At 23.5% G+C, this 20,161-nt stretch carries 21 protein-coding genes, 1 tRNA gene, 1 pseudogene and 1 riboswitch; of the genes and pseudogenes, 6 read left to right on the forward strand and 17 right to left on the reverse strand.

Annotation, left to right across the window (positions count from 1 at the left end):
* Positions 1 to 62 precede the first annotated feature (62 nt).
* The 3 genes and pseudogenes from AACL24_RS13525 to AACL24_RS13535 form a co-directional block, all read left to right on the forward strand.
* Positions 63 to 260, forward strand: a pseudogene (locus AACL24_RS13525) (transposase); the annotation flags it as partial.
* A gap of 89 nt (positions 261 to 349) precedes the next feature.
* The gene (locus AACL24_RS13530; protein WP_339047359.1) at positions 350 to 709 is read left to right on the forward strand and encodes a hypothetical protein; all 360 of its coding nucleotides are present in this window, start codon (positions 350 to 352) and stop codon (positions 707 to 709) included.
* Positions 684 to 995, forward strand: coding sequence for a hypothetical protein (locus AACL24_RS13535; RefSeq protein WP_339047361.1), 312 nt, complete (start codon positions 684 to 686; stop codon positions 993 to 995). The genes AACL24_RS13530 and AACL24_RS13535 overlap by 26 nt, the downstream gene beginning before the upstream one ends.
* 1 nt (position 996) lies before the next feature.
* Here AACL24_RS13535 and AACL24_RS13540 read toward each other — a convergent pair whose 3' ends face one another.
* From AACL24_RS13540 to AACL24_RS13550, 3 genes are all read right to left on the reverse strand, one after another.
* Positions 997 to 1,239, reverse strand: coding sequence for a hypothetical protein (locus AACL24_RS13540; RefSeq protein WP_339047362.1), 243 nt, complete (start codon positions 1,237 to 1,239; stop codon positions 997 to 999).
* On the reverse strand, positions 1,200 to 1,334 hold the full coding sequence (locus tag AACL24_RS13545; RefSeq protein WP_339047364.1) for a hypothetical protein: 135 nt from the start codon (positions 1,332 to 1,334) through the stop codon (positions 1,200 to 1,202). The genes AACL24_RS13540 and AACL24_RS13545 overlap by 40 nt, the downstream gene beginning before the upstream one ends.
* A gap of 233 nt (positions 1,335 to 1,567) precedes the next feature.
* On the reverse strand, positions 1,568 to 1,867 hold the full coding sequence (locus AACL24_RS13550; protein ID WP_339047366.1) for a hypothetical protein: 300 nt from the start codon (positions 1,865 to 1,867) through the stop codon (positions 1,568 to 1,570).
* A gap of 296 nt (positions 1,868 to 2,163) precedes the next feature.
* Between AACL24_RS13550 and AACL24_RS13555 the strand changes: the two genes are divergently transcribed.
* Positions 2,164 to 3,285, forward strand: a complete 1,122-nt coding sequence (locus AACL24_RS13555) for an Mbov_0401 family ICE element transposase-like protein (RefSeq protein ID WP_339047368.1) — start codon at positions 2,164 to 2,166, stop codon at positions 3,283 to 3,285.
* Between the two features lie 96 nt (positions 3,286 to 3,381).
* Here the strand turns inward: AACL24_RS13555 and AACL24_RS13560 are convergent, their stop codons facing one another.
* The 12 genes from AACL24_RS13560 to AACL24_RS13615 all read right to left on the reverse strand — a co-directional run bounded on the left by AACL24_RS13560 (position 3,382) and on the right by AACL24_RS13615 (position 17,716).
* A complete protein-coding gene (locus AACL24_RS13560; protein WP_339047370.1) occupies positions 3,382 to 4,620 on the reverse strand; it encodes an IS256 family transposase in 1,239 nt (412 codons plus the stop codon).
* A gap of 251 nt (positions 4,621 to 4,871) precedes the next feature.
* Positions 4,872 to 5,225, reverse strand: coding sequence for a hypothetical protein (locus AACL24_RS13565; protein ID WP_339047372.1), 354 nt, complete (start codon positions 5,223 to 5,225; stop codon positions 4,872 to 4,874).
* 75 nt (positions 5,226 to 5,300) lie between these two features.
* Positions 5,301 to 6,752, reverse strand: a complete 1,452-nt coding sequence (proS, locus tag AACL24_RS13570; protein ID WP_339047374.1) for a proline--tRNA ligase — start codon at positions 6,750 to 6,752, stop codon at positions 5,301 to 5,303.
* Between the two features lie 6 nt (positions 6,753 to 6,758).
* On the reverse strand, positions 6,759 to 8,543 hold the full coding sequence (locus tag AACL24_RS13575) for a hypothetical protein (protein WP_339047376.1): 1,785 nt from the start codon (positions 8,541 to 8,543) through the stop codon (positions 6,759 to 6,761).
* A gap of 14 nt (positions 8,544 to 8,557) precedes the next feature.
* The gene (locus AACL24_RS13580) at positions 8,558 to 9,259 is read right to left on the reverse strand and encodes an acetyltransferase (protein ID WP_252319916.1); all 702 of its coding nucleotides are present in this window, start codon (positions 9,257 to 9,259) and stop codon (positions 8,558 to 8,560) included.
* Between the two features lie 50 nt (positions 9,260 to 9,309).
* Entirely contained in the window at positions 9,310 to 10,833 is a 1,524-nt protein-coding gene (gene cls / locus AACL24_RS13585) for a cardiolipin synthase (protein WP_338958044.1), read from the reverse strand.
* 100 nt (positions 10,834 to 10,933) lie between these two features.
* A tRNA-Ser gene (locus AACL24_RS13590) sits at positions 10,934 to 11,024 on the reverse strand.
* Positions 11,025 to 11,214: 190 nt separating this feature from the next.
* On the reverse strand, positions 11,215 to 13,821 hold the full coding sequence (gene nrdE, locus AACL24_RS13595; RefSeq protein WP_339047379.1) for a class 1b ribonucleoside-diphosphate reductase subunit alpha: 2,607 nt from the start codon (positions 13,819 to 13,821) through the stop codon (positions 11,215 to 11,217).
* A 17-nt stretch (positions 13,822 to 13,838) separates the two neighbouring features.
* On the reverse strand, positions 13,839 to 14,858 hold the full coding sequence (gene nrdF, locus AACL24_RS13600) for a class 1b ribonucleoside-diphosphate reductase subunit beta (RefSeq protein WP_252319910.1): 1,020 nt from the start codon (positions 14,856 to 14,858) through the stop codon (positions 13,839 to 13,841).
* A 157-nt stretch (positions 14,859 to 15,015) separates the two neighbouring features.
* Positions 15,016 to 15,181: riboswitch (cobalamin riboswitch) on the reverse strand.
* Between the two features lie 190 nt (positions 15,182 to 15,371).
* Positions 15,372 to 15,965 (reverse strand): dephospho-CoA kinase, encoded by a 594-nt coding sequence (coaE, locus tag AACL24_RS13605; RefSeq protein WP_252319908.1) that lies wholly within the window; start codon positions 15,963 to 15,965, stop codon positions 15,372 to 15,374.
* 10 nt (positions 15,966 to 15,975) lie between these two features.
* Positions 15,976 to 16,914: a tRNA (adenosine(37)-N6)-threonylcarbamoyltransferase complex transferase subunit TsaD gene (gene tsaD / locus AACL24_RS13610; RefSeq protein ID WP_339047381.1), complete on the reverse strand. Its 939-nt coding sequence runs from the start codon at positions 16,912 to 16,914 to the stop codon at positions 15,976 to 15,978.
* Positions 16,889 to 17,716, reverse strand: coding sequence for a purine-nucleoside phosphorylase (locus tag AACL24_RS13615; RefSeq protein ID WP_339047383.1), 828 nt, complete (start codon positions 17,714 to 17,716; stop codon positions 16,889 to 16,891). The genes tsaD and AACL24_RS13615 overlap by 26 nt, the downstream gene beginning before the upstream one ends.
* A gap of 287 nt (positions 17,717 to 18,003) precedes the next feature.
* Between AACL24_RS13615 and AACL24_RS13620 the strand changes: the two genes are divergently transcribed.
* Positions 18,004 to 18,525, forward strand: coding sequence for a hypothetical protein (locus tag AACL24_RS13620; RefSeq protein ID WP_339047385.1), 522 nt, complete (start codon positions 18,004 to 18,006; stop codon positions 18,523 to 18,525).
* Between the two features lie 160 nt (positions 18,526 to 18,685).
* Positions 18,686 to 19,033: a hypothetical protein gene (locus AACL24_RS13625; RefSeq protein ID WP_339047387.1), complete on the forward strand. Its 348-nt coding sequence runs from the start codon at positions 18,686 to 18,688 to the stop codon at positions 19,031 to 19,033.
* A gap of 187 nt (positions 19,034 to 19,220) precedes the next feature.
* Here the strand turns inward: AACL24_RS13625 and AACL24_RS13630 are convergent, their stop codons facing one another.
* Positions 19,221 to 19,628 carry a transposase family protein gene (locus tag AACL24_RS13630; protein ID WP_339045908.1) on the reverse strand — a complete coding sequence of 136 codons (408 nt, stop codon included), beginning with the start codon at positions 19,626 to 19,628 and terminating at the stop codon, positions 19,221 to 19,223.
* A gap of 23 nt (positions 19,629 to 19,651) precedes the next feature.
* Positions 19,652 to 20,074 carry a transposase family protein gene (locus AACL24_RS13635; protein ID WP_339045912.1) on the reverse strand — a complete coding sequence of 141 codons (423 nt, stop codon included), beginning with the start codon at positions 20,072 to 20,074 and terminating at the stop codon, positions 19,652 to 19,654.
* Between the last annotated feature and the right edge of the window lie 87 nt (positions 20,075 to 20,161).

Consider the following 20,161-nt stretch of genomic DNA (forward strand, 5'->3'; position numbering starts at 1 on the left):
TCTTTTTTATTTTTAATTTTATTTTAAAAATTAAATTTTTAATAGATAGGTTTTGCAAGAAGTCTATTGAATCTGTAAATAGTCAATTACGAAAAGTTATCAGAAATAAAAAAGTTTTTCCTAATGATATGGCAGTTTTTAAAATATTTTATTTAGCAATTGAAAATATAACAAAAAAATGAACAATGCCCATTCAAAATTGAAATACAGCAATTGCTCATTTTATGATAAAATTTGAAGATAGAATTAATCTAAACTAGTACTTTGTAAAACAAAGATACACAGATTACATAAAAGCCTCAATTATGTTAATTTATCACAAGTTAAAATATTTAAACAAATATTTACTATGTTATCAAAATACATTTATTCATCATTATCAATAAATAAAGGATTAAATGATGATAATAAGATTTTATTGCCATATTATTTTGAATTACAATCAAGTCCAATACAACCTAGTGAAAATGATATTTGACAGTATAAAGATATAAAAGTAATATTAAAATCTGTATATTTTGATTTTACTGATGTTAATAACATTAAACTAAAAAATAAAGATATTAGTCAAAATGAATTATTTAAATTAGATGATAATCAATTTAATTGATTATCAATAACAAATGAATTAGAAAGTAATAATATACCTTCATTAATTCCTGCTGATTGAACATTAGCAAATGGTGATTACAAGAGTAATTATTGATAAAATTAAAATTGAAAATGCTTTAAATTTATATAGTTCTAATAAATCACAATTATTTTCTAAACTGGAATTTTATAAAGAAATTTTAAAAATTGATAATAATAGTGAATTTGAATTACAAATAGAAAATCCTATTAATAATTTAAATCGGATTGAAATCAGCGGAATATTTGGTGCCGGAAATTATGATTTAATTTTAATTACTAATAAACAAGAAATAAACCTACAAAATATTAATTTATTTGATAAATATAATGAAAATATTTCTTATATTAACTTAGAAATATAAATTATTTATTAAAATATCCATTAGGATATTTACCGTTTCATACTATATCTGTACTGTAATATCAATTTTGAAAAGATATATCAAATTTTCTTCTTAATGGTTCATCTGCAAAATATAACTCAAATTTATAATCTTTTTTTAAAGTATCATTTGGATTAGTTGTTCAAATAGTTTGAACACCTCATTCAACTTGTTTATGTGGAGTTAAATAATATTTCACTTCACTAACATTATGGGTAAGCACCCCCCCATGATTAATCCTATTGTTCCAGTTGTAGCACCAGTTAGTGCTAATGCTAATGTTATTTTACTTAAATTTGTTTTTATTCATGTTTTCATATTAAATTTCTCCTTTTTTCCTTGATTTTACTTATAAATTGTACTATTTTTGATTATTTTTACAAGTATGCTTTTAAACGAAAAATAACGCCTAAATTAAAGGCGTTTATTTTGTGATACCTATACTATTAATTATATGTCACTTGTTTATTATATAGCAAATGTGAAGATAATTTTTTTCACAGTAGCATTATTATTTTACCCATAATTATATTTTTATATGGATTTAAAAATTATTCTTGATTTGCTTTAATAATTTTTTCAAGTTTTTCATCAGGTAAATTATCTAAAATTTTTGGTAATTCTTTTTCTTCAAAATCATCTGCATGCTCAAAGCAGAAAAAAAATTTTCCAAGTTCTTTAATTTCTATAACATTACTTCATTCTTGTGGACACAACATTTTTTGACAAAAAATAAGATTAGTATTTTCTTCTTTATATTTATTTACTTTATTTATTAACAAATCACAATTTTGATTTTTAAATTTATTTTGTTTTTTTACTTTTTTTCTTGTTTTACACCTTGTACTCATTTAAATTCTTCCTTTTTCCTTAATTTTACTTCTAAATTGTACTATTTTTGATAATTTTTACAAGTATGCTTTTAAATTCAAAATAATGCCTAAATACAAGGCGTTTATTTTATGAGACCTATACTATTAATTATATTGAAATTGTTTATTATATGTTAAATATGAAAGTTGTTTTTTAAATAATTTTTATTTAATTTTAAATTACACTTATATATTTATATAATAAACAAGTAAATTAATATTTTAAAAATATTTACAATAAATTTAGATTTTTAAAAAATAGTTAGGAGAATAATATGGATTTTAATTATAAATGAAATTTTAGAGAACAATATGCCAAAATTGATAAACTAGTTTTAGAACATATAACAAATAAATTAGAAAAATGAGATTGAAAAATATTTAAAACAAGAGATAAAAAGAAATATAAAATTGTTGATTATCAATATCGAACAAGAAAAACATTATATGGAATGGTAAATTATAAAAGAAGAATTTATGAATATTTTAATGAAGAATTACAAAAATGAGTTCGTGTTTGTTTAGTTGATGAATGACTAAAATTACCTAAATATAAAAGAATTGGTGAAGATGTTGAACAAACTATTATTGAATATTTTGCTGATGGAAAAAGATATCATGATATTTGTGCTATTTGTAAAAAAGCAGGTATTAGTGTTAGTACTGTTCATAGAATTTTTAAAAATTTAGAAGTAATTGAAGCAAATCCAGAAAAAGTAAAATTAGAAAAAAATCAACCTATTTTTGTAGCAATTGATGATGGTCATCGAAAATTTTGAAATTTTAAACATAAAGGTATAAAACATTCTATGCGATTAATAGTAACATATACAGATAATATTAATCATAAAGTACAAAACAAAAGAGTAAAAGCAATTATAAGACCAACAAAAACAGTAATTGGAGTTAAAAAGACTGCTGAATTTGTTAAAGAGCATTGTCAAAAATTTTATGAAAATATTGAACAAGCAAAAATTATTATTTGTGGTGATAGTGCAGGATGAATTAAAGAAGTTGCTGATTATTTAGGTGCACAGTTTGGTTTAGATAAATTTCATTTAATTAGAACATTATATCTTGGAATAATGGCGGGAAATAAAGGAAAATATTTAAAAGAATATAATCATTGTAAAAATTTAATTAATAATGGTAATTATGAACAATTAATTGATTATTTATATAAAGAATTAGATAATCATAAAAAATTAAAGAAAAAATATTTTAAAAATAATAAACAAGGTATTGAAAATCAAAGTGCAAAGTGAAATATTGGTTGCTTTACAGAAACTAATATTTGACATGTTTTAAAAGAAATGCTTGGTAATAGAACATATAATATTTTAATTTATATTAAAATGGTTATTTTTAAATGTAATAAAATAAATACAGAAATATAATTATTATAAATTAAAAATTTAGTTTTTTTAAAAAAAAGCAAAAATAAAATAAAACGAGGCTTTTATGTAATCTATGTATCTTTGTTTTACAAAGTACTAGTTTAGATTAATTCTATCTTCAAATTTTATCATAAAATGAGCAATTGCTGTATTTCAATTTTGAATGGGCATTGTTCATTTTTTTGTTATATTTTCAATTGCTAAATAAAATATTTTAAAAACTGCCATATCATTAGGAAAAACTTTTTTATTTCTGATAACTTTTCGTAATTGACTATTTACAGATTCAATAGCATTTGTTGTATAAATAACTCTTTTGATTTCTGTAAGATAACTAATAAAAACCATTAAATTATCTCAATTTTTATATCAAGATTTAGCAATTTGAGGATATTGTTTATTTCACTTATTTTCAAAGGATTCTAAAGCCTGCATTGCTTGTTCTTCACTACATGCAGTATAAATTGGTTTTAAATCTGCAACTAGAAATTTTCTATGCTTATATGAGACATATTTCAAACTATTTCTAATTTGATGAACTATGCATAATTGATGTTCTGTTTTAAGATAAACTGATTGTATTGCTTCTGACATGCCTGTTAAATTATCACTGCAGGCAATAAGAATATCATTTAAGCCACGATTTTTCATTTCTGTTAAATTTGCTAATCAAAATTTAGCACCTTCATTTTCACTAATTCATAAACCTAAAACATCTTTTTTACCTTCTAAATCAACTCCTAAAGCTATATAAACTGATTTATTAATAATCCTTTTATCTTGTAGTACTTTCACTACTATGCAATCAAAATAAACAATCGGATAGACACTTTCTAATGGTCGATTTTGCCATGCTTTTACATCATCAATAACATCATCAGTAATTTGACTAATAACACTTTCACTAATATCAGCACCATGATATAACTCTTGTAATTGCATTCTAATATCTGATAATGTCATACCTTTTGCATATAAAGAAAGAACTTGTTGATCAAAACCATCAAATCTTCTTTGTCTTTTTGCAACTATTATAGGATTAAAATTACTATTGCGATCTCGTGGTACATCAATCTCAATTTTACCTTGTTGAGTTATTATTTTTTTTGAACTTATACCATTACGAGCATTGTCACTATTACTATGTTGATTCTTTTCATATCCCAAATAATTTTGCATCTCAGAATTCAACATTTTTTCTACTAATCTTTTTGTTAATTCTTTATACAATCCTCCCTCTTTAAAAACTGTTGTTAAATCTTCAGTATTTTCTAATAATAAATCTACTGCTTTTGATATTGGATCATTATTATTAATATTTTGCTTTTTAGCCATCTGTAACTCACTCTTTCTAGAAATTTAATTATATTTACTAGAATTAATTAAACATAGTTATTTTTGTAAGTTACACAGATTACTAAACATTACCAATAAAACTTATTAAAGATACTTTAATAAGCATTTTTGTTGTGTATAAATATTAAATTTATTTTTTAATTTTTTAGGAATTTTTTAAAATAAGTATTTTAGTTGAAATATATTTTAAAAAATAGTAAGATGAATGTACAATTTCATAAAAATCCAAATTATTTCTTGTCTAAAATTATAATAAGACTATATAGATTTAATTTATTCCGGATTTTTGACAATCTCCCATATTTTTTTCATAAATTTTTATTTGATTTAACTAAGAACGTTCTAACAATATAACTATATTCATTTTTTGGTAATAATGCTAAAACTGTATCAACAATTTGTACATGTTTTTCATAATTTTTTAAATCCTTATTTATCGCTATCTTATTAGCATAGTGAACACTATCCTCTTTCAAAACATAATTTTCTTTAAAATTATTATTTGCTAATGTTAATTTTGCTTGTTCATATTTAACAAAAATAGCAGCAATTAGTTGCTTATCAGCACTTATTTGTTCTTTCATTATTATCACCTCAATAATAATTTAAAAACAAATAATTATCTTTCCTCTATTTTATTTCTATTTAACTGACTAATTTTAATATGATCTTGCAAAATAAGTTCAGACACTATTAGGAGTTTGACACTTAAAACAATTACTTGGTTTTTTATACGGTTCTAAAGGAATACAACGTGATGTTGTACCAGTTAAACTTTTAATTTCTTCTTCACACTTTATTTGATCACAAAAAGGTACAATAAAGAAACCTTTATGAATTTTAACTAATTTATGATATTCATTGAAATCTGTTAACTCTTTTAAACTTGTATTTAATTTTTTTTGTGAATTATTAAATAAATCTTTATTTAATTTATTTAATTGATTAATAATAGTTGTTACTAATAGTTTTTGATTATTAATTTCAACATCAATAGTATCTAAATTATGACGTAAAATTAATTTAATTACTTGATTTTCAATTTCTTGCTCACCAATTGCAATAGTAATTGGAATACCTTTAATTTGACTTTCACTTTTCTTATAAGAAAAACTTTTATTATCTTCATTTATTAATACTCGGAAATGAGAACTTAAAATTTTAAATATTCTTTCAACAGTTATTTTAAATTTATCACTTTTAGGTGATAAATTTAAAAGCATAATCTGATGTGGTGCAATTGTAGATGGCAATACTAAACCCAGATCATCGCTATGCGCCATAATTAAAGCACCAATTAATCTTGTCGATACACCTCATGATGTTTGATATCCTAATTCTTGTTTATTGTCTTTATTACTAAATTTAATATTAAATACCTTTGTGAACTCTTGACCAAAATAATGACTAGTACCGGCTTGTAATGCTTGTCCATCTTGCATCATAGTTTCAATTGTATATGTCATTTTTGCTCCAGCAAAACGTTCGTGAATTGTTTTTGCACCAACAATAACTTTAATTGCTAATTGTTTTTCAACAAAATCAGCATACAACTTAATCATTTTTAATGTAAAGTTTTTTGCTTCTTCATCGTTATTATGCATTGTATGTCCTTCTTGTCATAAAAATTCACTAGTTCTTAAAAATGGTTTTGTATTTTTTTCTCATCTAACAACATTACATCATTGATTATATAATAATGGTAATTGTTTATATGAACTAATTATTTTTGAAAAATGACGACAAAATAAAACTTCTGAAGTAGGACGAATAATTAGTTCCTCTGATAATTGATTATTTCCAACTTTAGTTACAGTTGCACATTCTGGTGCAAAACCCTCAATATGATCTTTTTCAACTTGAAATGCTTTTTGACTAATTAAAAGTGGTAGCATTACATTTTCAATATTTAAAATTTTAAATCTTTGATTTAATAAATGTTGAATATTTTCTCAAATTGCATATCCGCGAGGACGAAAAATAATGGTACCGGCCGCTGAACCATTTTCTGCACCATAATCACAAAGTTCTGCTTGCTTAATAACATCAGTATATCATTTGGCAAAATCAATATCTCTTGCTGTAATATTTTTATTCTTTGCATTATTCATAATGATCTATTCACCTTTCGTTGATTGACTTTTATGTCACTTCCAATAATTTGGGTAATTTAAAGCATCTAGCACTTTATTTGCTTGTTTTGATTCTAATACTTTTCCTAGTAAATAGTCAACCTTTAATCCTTTTAAAACAATAATTTCAGGAACGTTAATAATACCACGAGCTAAAATATTTTTAATACCTAAAATTCTTAAATAATGCAAACAAATAATAACATCAATATATTTACTAAAACTAAAAGTAACTTGTTCTAATAAATTAGAAGTTAAAACTACATAATCAGGTTTAAAATGATTAATTAATTTAAAATTATCAATATGACGTAAATCATGAGTAAAAGAAATTTTTATTTTATTACTACGAATAGTTTTAATAATTGAATCATACTTATTCCAACTATTAATTTCACCAATATCTTGAAAATCAAAAATTAAATCACAATTTTCAAAAAGATTTTTTCTCTTATTAACAAGAGCAATTAACTTTGTTAAAATAGTTTTATCTTGTAACTCAATTAAACTAACAGGAAGAATAAGGTTTTTTTCTTGTTTTAATTTTGCAAATTTTTCAAATGTTTGAATAAATAAAGGCTCATTTACTTTTCATCACAATCCTGAATCTTGAATATTACGCATCAAAACAATAAACGAAACATAATAAGAATTTTTAACAAAATTTCATCAAGCATAGTAACAATTTGGTTCATTTGAATTATCACTTTTATATACTGGTCTAATACTAACACTTAATAATTTTTCCATTTGTTCTGATTGTAGAAGTGAATAATGATTATAATCGGGATAATTTAAAATATCATTTGTCTTCAATTTGATTTCAATTAAGTCTCTACTTTGTACTACTTCTAATTGATTCTTATCAATAATTTTATTATATAATATATAGACATTTGAAGCATCAGTTTTTACTGAAGCATAAACACATAATATTTGACTTTGAATCTGCAAATAACTACTTTTTTCTACTAAATTACGTTTAATATAACTATTTATTTTTTTTTGGAATCGATATAAATTTATTTTCTTATTTCTAGAATAAATTAAAAACTGACCATCATAATATTTACAAATAATAGTATTATCTAATCCTAAAGTTATTTTACTATAATATGAAATTAATAATTCCATTCGTTCAATATTATTAACAGTTAAAATATTTTCTAATGCTAAATAATTCTTTATTTTTATTAAAATCATATATTCAAATTGACTATTTATTTTTTTATTATATTTTTTTTGACTAAAATTATCTAAAATAGTTTGTACAAAAACTGACTTTACCACTGTTAACTCATTTTGTTGTAAAATAATTGCTTGTGAAATAGCAAAACGATTATAACGAATATTACTTTGCATTTGACCATACAAAACTTTATTATTATTATCAAAATAATCAATTGATAAATCATAAACAATAACTTTACTTCCTAATTGAAAGGAAACCGAAAAATGACACGGCTCAAATGGAACTTTATTCACTAATAAATCTTGAATAAAAATTTCAATTTTTACTTTAGTTTTACGATTCATCATTGATTTAAATACAAACAATGAAATTCGTTTTTTACGATTTAAAACTTCTAAGCGTTCAGAAAAAGTAATGATTTCATTTTTTAAATCAATTTTCAATGGAACTAAACTTAACAAATCACCATGGATAACATTATAATATTGATTATTACGATGATTTAAACGTATAAATAAAATAATTATTATTGTCATAAAAGGAATTAAAGCAATAATTACAATTGCAGATCAACGCATAATTTTACCTCCATTTAATCAGAGCCTAAAGTAATATTACCATTATTTCCTTGGAAAAGTTTTAACTTTAGTCTTTGATTATCAATATATAATTTAGCTAAACGAAACATTTTGCGATCTTTAACCAAAATTCAATCAATAGCTTCAACAGGAATTGTTTCGTATATTTGAACACGATTAGTATCAACATTTAAACCTCAATCTTTAGTAGTGCTTTGAAATAGTTTATGAATATCAACAGAAATAATAGCTATTTTATTAACATCAACATTTTGCTCTGCACATCACTTTCAAAAAAAATGACGTGTTGAATTACCTAACTCTAATTCTAAATAAGTAGCATGTTCTAAATAAGTTCAAACAATATATTCTTGCTTTGGCAATAATTTAATTTGTGAAGAAGGTTTAATTCCTTGTTCTAATATTAAAGTAATATTACTAACATCAGTATAAAAAAATAAGTTAAAAATATTTTTATTTTCTAAATGTTTAATAATTTGAATAGTTGATCTTCTTCTAAAATTTAAAAAAATATTATTACGTTTTTTATTATTCGTTGAAGTAGAAGATTTATTAGATTTTTTTTGTTTTTTAAACCTATTAAAAAAAGGAGTTTTTTTTTCATTGTCTTCTGATAATTTAGAAATATCCAAATTAGGTTGATTTTCATCACTAAAATATTCTTTAATTTTTTTAATTCGTCGACTTCAACCCATAAATTATGACCACCTTATTATTAATATTTATCTAATTATACTAAATTTTTTTAAAATAATGGTGCTAAAATTCTAAGCAATAATAAAAATACACCCCGATAGGCAAAACTACGATGTAGTAGTGGATTACTAATAATTAAACTAGAATGAATAAAATCTTTTTCAAATGAAGCAGATAAATCACTATTTGTTTTACTATCATAAACAATTACTAAAGTTTGATGATCTGAATAAAGACTACGATAATCAAGATTAGTTGAACCAATAATAGTAATATCATCATCAAAAATACCAGACTTAGAATGGTTAAAAACATTATTATATTCGTAAATTTTAACACCTGACTCAATCAATGAATCATAATAAGTTCTTGACATGTCTAATGATAAAAATTTATCAGTAATTCCGGGTAATGATAATCTAACATCAACACCAGAATAAGCACTATTACGCAATGCAGTAATTAAATCGCTAGTTGGAATTAAATAAGGAGTACTAATTCAAACTCGCTTTTTAGCATTACTAATAAATTTAATAAATAAATCTTTTTGAATTGTTTCTTTAGTAATAGGTCCATCATCAATTACTTGGACAATAATATTATTTTTAATTTTTATTTCAGATTTTTCAGCACTAATATCAAGAATATTACCAGTAATAAAATGCCAATCTTGTCTAAATATTAAATCAATTGATTTAACAGCTTCCCCAACAATTCTAATTTGGGTATCTCTTCAAAAGCCATACTTTGCAGAAAGATAAATATAGTTATCTGCTAAGTTAACTCCACCAGCATAACCAATATTCCCATCAATAATAATATCTTTACGATGATTACGAAAATTATAATTTCCTGTCATAAATGGTAATCTAACTGGTGAAAATTTATGAATAATAATTCCCATTTTTTTCATTTTTCATATTTTATATTTTGATAAACTAAAATATGAACCAACAGCATCATAAATCATATAAACTTTAACTCCTGCTTCAATCCTTGCTTTTAAAACATTAATAATTACTTCTAACAGCTCCCCTTCACCAAGAATAAAATAATTAATAAAAATATAACTTTTTGCTTGTTTTAAATCTTCAATTAATTTAACAAATTTATTAGGACCATTATTTAAAATTTGAACATCAGTATTATTATAAAATGGTCGATGAGAAATTCTTGTTGTATAGTTAAATAAAGATAAAGTATCTTCACTCAAAGTTATTTTTTTTGATTCTAAAATTGAATTAGCAAAAGTTCAATCTTCTTGGGTATAAAAATAACTATTTGTTTTTAAATAAGCTTTTTGTTTTCGTCGATAACGATAAGGACGACCAAAAGTTCAATATAAAAAAATACCGATGATTGGCAAACATAAGGTAACCATAATTCATGATAGTTTTGCATCTTGCATACGATTGGTAATGAAAATAATAATACCAGTTAAAATAGTTAAAGTAATAATTATCATCAAAATAATTCATGAATATTTAATATAATTAAATATAACAAAAACTATTGTTGCAATCAAAGCAATATATAAGATTAATGATAAAAGTAAGTTTACTCGTTTACGCATGATTTCTCCTTAATATAAAGAGTTCTTTATTAAATTATATCTAATTATTAATAAATTTATTATTTAAAAGTAAAAAAAGCAATTAATGCTTTTTAAATAATGGCGGAATGGGAGAGATTCGAACTCTCGCGACAGTTTCCCGTCCTAACTGATTAGCAATCAGTCCTCTTCAGCCTCTTGAGTACCACTCCAAAGTTATAATAATTATTTTTTTTACAATTATTATTATAACTTTAATTTTAAAATTTACTATGTATTTTTTAATTTTTTTTAAAAAATCCTATATTCCAAAATAAAATTTCACTATTTTTTAAATTAAATAAATAATATATTACTAAATTTGTTACAAATTTATTTTTTTACTTGAAACTACTATTTAATTTATACAACACAAACATTGCATTGATAATTTTCACTATCCTCTAAAACCTCTTGACGAATACGAACATAATAAATTGATGAACAACCTTTTTTAAAGGCTCTAATATAAGCTTTATTTAAATCACGAGTTGTCGCTTTATCAGTAATAAATAAAGTTAAAGAAATTGCTTGATCAACGTGCTGTTGTGCAGCTGCTACAATATCAATAATTGGATTAGGACCTAATTCATATCCACCTTCAGTGTAATATGATAAATTATTATCATCAATCTTATAAGCAGGAACATAAACACGACCTAATTTCCCTTCTTTTCGTACCTCAACAGGAGCGACTACCGGTTGTAGACTTGGTGTACACGAAGATAAATAACTAATTGAACCAGTGGGTGCTACTGCCATTAAATGTGAATTAGCCAATCCCGTTTCTTTAATTTTTATTACTAATTCTTTCCATTGCTTCTGAGTTGGAATCATAATGTTATATTTTGTAAATAATTCTTGTATTTTTTTTGTTTCAGGAGTTCATTTATCTGACTGACATTTTATATATTTATCAAAATATGAACCATCAGCAAATTTTGAATTTTTAAATCCACCAAAACTTCCAAATTTTAATGCTAATTTATTTGAAGCACTAAAAGCATGATAAGCCATAACATAAAAGAAAATATTAGTAAAATCAATTGCTTCTTTTGAATCATAAAAAATATGATTTGTTGCTAAAAATCCATGTAAATTCATAGCGCCTAAACCCAAAGCATGATTTTTTTTATTTCCATATGCAACTGACGGAGCACTAGAAAAATCACTACTTCTTGATACGTGGTCTAATGAATGAATTGCTTGAAAAATAACCTCACCAAATTCACTTCCACTTTCCATTACTTTTGCAATATTAATACTTCCTAAATTACAACTAATATCTTCACCAATTTCTTTAAAACTTAAATCACTATTAAATTCACTAGCTGTACTTACTTGAATAATTTCACTGCACAAATTACTCATAACAATTCTACCGGGATGAGCATTATTTTTATTTACTGTATCATCAAATAATAAATAAGGATATCCACTTTCAAAATGTAATTCAGCAATCATTTGAAATAATTTGCGAGCACTAATAAAATTTTTACTAATATCAGGGTTTTTTAACATATTATAATACTCTTTAGTAATAGAAATATCTGTCATTGCTTTACCATAAACTTTTGCAATATCATAAGGACTAAAAAGTGCCATCTGTTCATTGTTTTTTGCTAATTCAAAAGTAATATCAGGAATAACTACTCCTAAAGACATTGATTTAATACGAATTTTTTCATCTGCATTTTCACGCTTTGAATCTAAAAATAACATAATATCTGGATGATGAACATTTAAATAAACTGCCCCAGCACCTTGTCTTTGACCTAGTTGATTAGCATATGAAAATGAATCTTCAAGAATTTTCATAACTGGGATAACGCCTGTTGCTTGATTTTTAATATTTTTAATTGGAGCTCCAAATTCTCTTAAATTTGTTAAACACAAAGCAACTCCACCACCACGTTTTGATAACTGTAATGAAGTAGTAATAGCGCGAGCAATTGATTCCATGTTATCTTCAATTCGTAAAAGATAACATGAAGTGTATTCACCTCTTTGTTTTTTTCCTGCATTTAAAAATGTGGGAGTAGCTGGTTGAAATCTACCAGACATAATTTGTCTTAAAATTTTACTAGCATGTTCAATATTACCATCAGCGAAAAATAAACTATTCATAACAACTCTATCTTCATAATTTTCTAAATATTGTTTACCATTAAAACTTTTTAAAGCATAAGAATTATAAAATTTTAAAATACCCATAAAACTCGTAAACTGATAATTAAAACTGTATGCTTCATTTGTTAATCGTTCAATTTCCGTAATTGAATATTTATTAATTATTGTTTCATCATAATATTGATTTTTTACTAAATATTCTATTCTTTCTTTAACGGTTTTAAAAAACAATAAATTTGGTTTAATATGATTTTTCATATAAGATTGTGCTGCTTGCAAATCAAATTGTGCATTATTAGTAGTTTTTGATCTAGCATTTAAAGTAACATATTCATCACTTTCTAAAGTTCCAGATAAAGTATTTATTTCATTCGTATTTTTTTTATCTTTATCTCAAAAATCTACTAATATATTTTTTATTGTTGATACATCATTATTAGTTCCTAATAATTCAAATTGAAATAATAGTGGGACATTTAATTTTTTTGAAAGAATTGGCCCGGCAATTGCAAAAGTATCACCAAAATTAGTATTCCCCGACGCAATAACACCACGACAAAAATTACGATTTTGCTTATTATTTAAAAATTTAATTACCTGTTTAGGAACCGCCCCTTCTTTAATATCACCACCCCCACTATATGTTGGTGTTATTAACACATAATCTTTATCAACTAAAATTTCCTCTTGTAGATCATGAGGAATTCTTGAATTTAAAACCTCTAATTTTTGAATAAAACGATGAGTATTATTTGACAAAGAAGAAAAATAAACAACATGAATTTTTCCTTCTGGCTTTAATATTTTTTGGTTTGAAACTTTTACAAGATCATTATGCATTTTTTTCTCCTTTAAAATTAAAATTCTCAATCTTCATCTTGCGTTTCTACAGTAATGCCCATTACATAAGATGAACCATTACCTGAAAAGAAATCGTGATTTTCATCAGCTCGAGCTGATAATTGATTAAAAATTTCTGGCTTAATTCTTGTTTGTTCTTCACTAAAAGGTGAATCATATCCTAAATTTTGTAAAAACTTACCAGCATTATATAAACTAAACTTAATAGCATCTTCAGCTAAATTAAATTCTTGATATAATTCTGTTAAATATTGCTTTTCTAAATCAATTAATTTAAACAATAAATCAAATACAAATTTTTTCATTTCTTCTTGTTTTTCTTTTGGTAACTTTTCAACTTTTCTTTGATATTTATAGCCACTATAATAATTATGAATAACTTTATCACGTAAAATTAATCTAATAATATCTGAAGTATTAGGTAATTTACTACGAGCAGATAAATAAAATGGTAAATAAAAACCACCATATAATAAAAAACCTGGCATTAAAGCGGCAGCTACTTTAGATTTTAAAGGATCATCACTTGTATAATAAGGAATTAGTGCACGTGCTCTGGCTTGTAAACTTTCATTATTAATCACTCATTCATGAGCAGATTCAATCTGCTCACTAGAACATAAAGTTGAAAAAATTGTTCCGTATGATCGAGCATGAACTGCTACCATAAAAGCAAAATTTGTGTAAATAACTTGTTCATGATCAGTTAAAGAATTAGGTATTTGTGCGATATCACCAACTGTTGCCTGAATTGTATCTAATAAAGTTAAACCTGTAAATGTTCTTGTTATTAACTCTTGTCATTTTGGATTTAATGTTTTTCAAGAAGTTAAGTCATTAGAAACAGGAATTTTTTCTGGTAACCAAAAATTTTGAGTAATACGGTTTCAAACCTCTAAATCTTTTTCATCATTGATTACATTTCAATTTACAGACCGCATTTTTCCATTAAAATTTTTCATAATATATTCTAATGGTGACTGTGATTGTTGAAAATATTTGTTATCTTTTGCCATTTATTATTACCCCTCTACTTAATTACACAACTAAAAACATCCCCTATATTATATAAAGGATGTTGTCATTATTAAAAATTAGTTTATTAAAATTACAAATATTAAAAAATAAAAGTAATTATTAAAAATAATCATTAATTCACACCCAGGAATATAATATCACTTAAAAAATTAGACCGGTCTACTGGCTTAGTTTCATTTTACTTGTTACCCTTCTCAAAGTTTTATCTTCAATGGTTTTGTAACGTTCATCAACATCACAGTTGCTGGGGCAGCAAAGAATTCTCATCTTTTTCCCAAACATCTAAAGTTCCTTGTTATTTAGTTGTATAAATATTCTACTACAAGAAAAACAATTTTGGTAATTTATAAATACATTACTATGTATTTTTTTAACCTCAACTATTTTAAAATTATTCTTAATTTTTTTATTATGAAAATTTTCATTTTAATATACAAAAATAATTTAATATATTCTTTACTGTTGTTTTTTAAAGTAAAAAACATTAATCTTTATACTTTATTTGTTAATAACTTTTTTTCAACTTTTTGTAATTGTTTAATAAAATCATTAATAGTACCGTTATTTTTAACAATAAAATCAATATCTTTATTTAAAATTAAATATTTTTTTTGTTGATTTAATAATGAAATAACTTGTAAATCATTAACATTATCACGTTCTTTTATTCGTTGGATTTTTTTATCTTCTTCAGCCTCAATTAAAAGAATTTTATCAACTAATAAATTTAAATTTGCATTAAATAATACTGCACAATCAATAACAATTAACTTTTGGTGTATTTTATTACGAATAATATCTTCTTCGACAATTTTTATCATTTTTGGTCAAATAATATTTTCTAATTTACGTAAAATATGAGGGTGCTGAAATGCTTCATACCGTAATTTTATTTTATTAATTGTTTTATCATTATTAATAAAAGTATCACCGAATTCATTAATTAATGCTTTTTTTGTTTCTTTTAGTGTATAAATATGTTTAACAACTTTATCAACAAAAATAACATACGCACCTTTATTTTGAAAAAAATTTGTAGCAGTTGTCTTACCTACTCCCGCTTCACCAATAATACCAATAATCATGAGTTCACCCTTACTTATGTTCAATTTGATAACTTGCAAGAATACCAATCATTGCTGCATTATCAGTACAGTATTCTAATTTTGGAACAATTATTTTTAAATTTGGATATTTAATTTTTAAATCTAATACTGCTAATCTTAATTGCTGATTAGCACTAACTCCTCCTGCTAAAACTAAAGTTTTTGGATTATGTTTTTTTAATGCTAATTCAATTTTATTAATCAATACTTGAATAACTGTTGTTTGAAAAGAAGCTGCAAAATTATTAAATTGTAACTTACCTTTTTCTTTATTTATCAAATTAGCACATGCTGATTTTAAACCACTAAAACTAAAATCTAAACTATTATCATTTTTAGGTAATGGTAATTTATAAGTTGGCTTTCCCAATTTAGCACTTCGTTCAATTTCAGGACCACCCGGATATTTTAAATCTAACATTCTTGCAACTTTATCATAACATTCACCAACAGCATCATCTAATGTTTGACCAAGTATAGTGAAATTTAAATGTTCATTTGCCAACATCAACTGTGTATGACCACCACTAACTAATAAACCAAGTACTGGAAATTCTCATTCATTATTAATTAAAGAAGCATACAAATGTCCATACAAATGATTACATGGAAGCAATGGCTTTTCTAAATAAGCAGCAATAGTTGCTGCTATAATTTTACCTACGTATAAACAACTAGCCAGACCAGGAGTATTAGTATAAGCAACAAAATCAATATCCATAATTGAAATGTTAGATTTTTCAATTGCTGTTTGTAAGACAGTAGGAATATTTTCACTATGAGCTCGTGCTGCTAATTCTGGAACAACACCACCATATTGTTGATGAAGCTTAATTTGTGAAGCAATAATATTACTTAAAACCTTTTTATCTTTAATAACAGCAACACTAGTTTCATCACAACTAGTTTCTATCGCTAAGATTATCATCAATATCCTCTTCTTTATAATAAGCAACTGCTGATTCTAAAGCTAAAATCATCATTTTTTTAAAACTAGTTTCGCGTAATGCTGCTGAAATTGATTCACTGGTAATAAAAGAATCAGAAATTGTTAATAAACAAGCCGCATTTTTTTCTAAATGTTTTGCATTAGCAAATAAGGCAAAAGATTCCATTTCTACTGCTAAGCATTTACTAATTAAAGGATTAGTTTTATAATCATTATCATTAATACGATAAAATACATCACTTGAATGAATTAAACCCGATCTTAAATTTATTTTTTCACTTACTATATACGAAGAATTTTCATTTTTTTGCTGATCAAATTCATTATCAATTTTTTGTGCCACTTTATTAATAATTTTGCTAATATTACCAACAGATTCAATTTGATTTTCATCAATATTAGCAGCATATTTAGCGAAAGTAGATTCACTATATACTTTAGTAGTATTAATAATATCATAAACTTTAACATCTTTTTGATATGAACCAGCGCTACCAACACGAATAATACAGTCAACATCATAAAATTTAAATAACTCATATGAATATATACCAATTGAAGGCATACCCATACCACTAGCAGCAATAGTAATATTATATCCTTTATATTTTCCAGTAAACATTAACATATTACGAACATTATTTACTTGTTTTCAATCTTGTAAAAAATTAGAAGCAATGAATTGAGCACGTAATGGATCACCTGGCATAATTACTACTTTTGCAATTTGATCACGAGCAGCTTTAATATGAGCTGTTGGAATTTTTTCTTTATTTTCCATATATTCTCCTTTTTTTAAATAATAATAGTTATTATAATATATTGTTAATTTAGTAACAACATTAATATTTTTAATGACTAGTTTTTTATTTTAAAAATTAAATTTAATTTTATAACTTTTCATACTAATTAAAGAAAATAAAAAATATTCTAAAAAAAGTTTAATCAACACCTTTTTTAGTTTTTTAGTATAATTTATTAAAACTAAATAATGTTTAGTTTATAAAAAACTCATTTACTTTATTTTAAAGTAAATGAGTTTTTATTTTAAAAAAGTGGGAAACATAAATGTTTAAAAATTTAACTAAAGGAAATAAAAAAGAAATAGAAGAATGCCAAAGAAAAATGAAAAGTTCTTCTGAAAATCGGAAATATTTACAACAAAAAATATATTTTGAATGAGAAAAATTAGATCAAATAAATTGAAGAACAGAAGCAGAACGAGTAATTGAAACAAATGATACTATAAGACCATTAGAACAAAAATTGCGAAAAGAAGAAAAAATATGAATAAATAATTATAAACAAATAGAAGTAATAAAAAATAGACCATATTGTCAAGAAGAAAAAAAACAACGAGAAGCATTAAAAAGTCAAGAATTTGAAAAATTAAAGCATGTACGTATGAATGAACCATCTGTTTATCATGATGGAACTTTTGGCATACTTTTTGATACAGTTTTAAAAACTGGTGAAAAGTTAAAAAGTTCATGAAATGAAACTAATAAAATCAAAATTAATGAAATACCTAGTTGTTCTCAATGAGAAAGAAGGGCAAATAGTAATCCATATAGTTCTCCATTTAAATAAATTTTTATATTTAAAAATAACTAATTTCATTAATGAGATTAGTTATTTTTTATTTCTATCATAAACTAAACACTTATTGCATTTATTTTTAAACGACTTAAAATATAATTAACTTCTTAAACTTAAGAAGTTATTGGGAAAAACAAAAAAGGAGATCTTAATGAAAACATTAATCAAAACATTAAGTGTTTTAACACTTGCAACAACCACAGGTAATTTAACTAGTTTCTTAAACACAACTTTACAAAAAACTAATATTACAACTAATTATATTGAAAATAAAACACAGCAAGATACAATTTACATTGATAAAGATGGCAAACAAATAACAACTAGTGAAAGAGATTTGTCAAATATAAATAGTAAAGAAGTTATTCAAATTGGATTTTTTAAAAATAATCAACAAATACAAGTAGTAACAATGCCAGAAACTATTGAAAAAATTCCTAATCAATTACCACCAGAAATAACATCTTTGAGAGAAATGTTCATAGGACATATTCCGTAATTAAATTTAATTAATTGTCAATAAAATTGTTTTAAAACTATTTAGTGTTATTGAATATAGAAATAAATATTTTTTGAAAAAATAGTTTAAAAAATGAGTTTACATTTTAAACAAAAAATTGTTAATAATATTTTTATATTAACTCGATAAAAATTTAAATTTTAAAAAAATATTTTTAATATTTTTTTTATTTTAATGGTTTTATTTTATTAAAAATTTCACAAAGTAAGTTAAATCTTAAGTACATAAGTCTAAATTTAGATTTTCTACATTTATTTACTAAAATTTTGAATCTTTTCAATCAAGCAAAGACATGTTCAACTTTAATTCTAATTTTAGATACAATCTTATTGTATTTTCTTTCTTGTTTAGTTAATTTTTTATTTTTAGTTCTTTTAATTGGTATTATTGTATTTTTATAAATATTTTGTATACCTTGATATCCTAAATCACCAATAATTATTGTTTTTTCTGAAAATTCAAGATTTGAATTTTTTAATATTTGAAAATCATGCACTTTACCATTATCAGCAAAAATATCAACAATTTTTTTATTAAAAAAATCATATACAATTTGAAATTTTATAGAATACATTCAACTTTTACCAGAAAAATATTCTAACTGTAGTTTTTTTTAGTTGGTCTTTCAATTTCAATCTCAGTTGAATCAATTAAATAAAATTGAAATTCATTTGAATTTTCTTGTTTTTTATCAATTTTTAATTTATATCTTTCTTTTAAAAATTGGTAATCTTTGTGGTTACTAAGTTTATTTTCTACTCAAGTAATATTTCGAAAACAACTTGATGGGCTCATTTTAGATTTAATACTCATTTGAAAAAAAGTATAATATTCTTTTCAGTATAATAAAGTCATCATTAATCTTTCTTCTACTGAAAGTTTATTTTTTCGACCTTTATTTTTTTCTAATTTTTCTATTTCAATTAATTTTTCTAACATTTCATTAAAATGAAAACGTTTTATACCAAAATATCTATAAAATTCTTCATTTTTTAATTTTTTTAAATTTTCAAAAATCATTTTTATCAACACTTTTCTAAATTTATTGTTAATAACAAAATTATAAAATAAATTTTAAAATTATTAATTGACTTTTAAAAAATTTAA

Source organism: Spiroplasma endosymbiont of Colias croceus (assembly GCF_964020095.1).
In the GTDB taxonomy this organism is placed as follows: domain Bacteria; phylum Bacillota_I; class Bacilli_A; order Mycoplasmatales; family VBWQ01; genus Spiroplasma_E.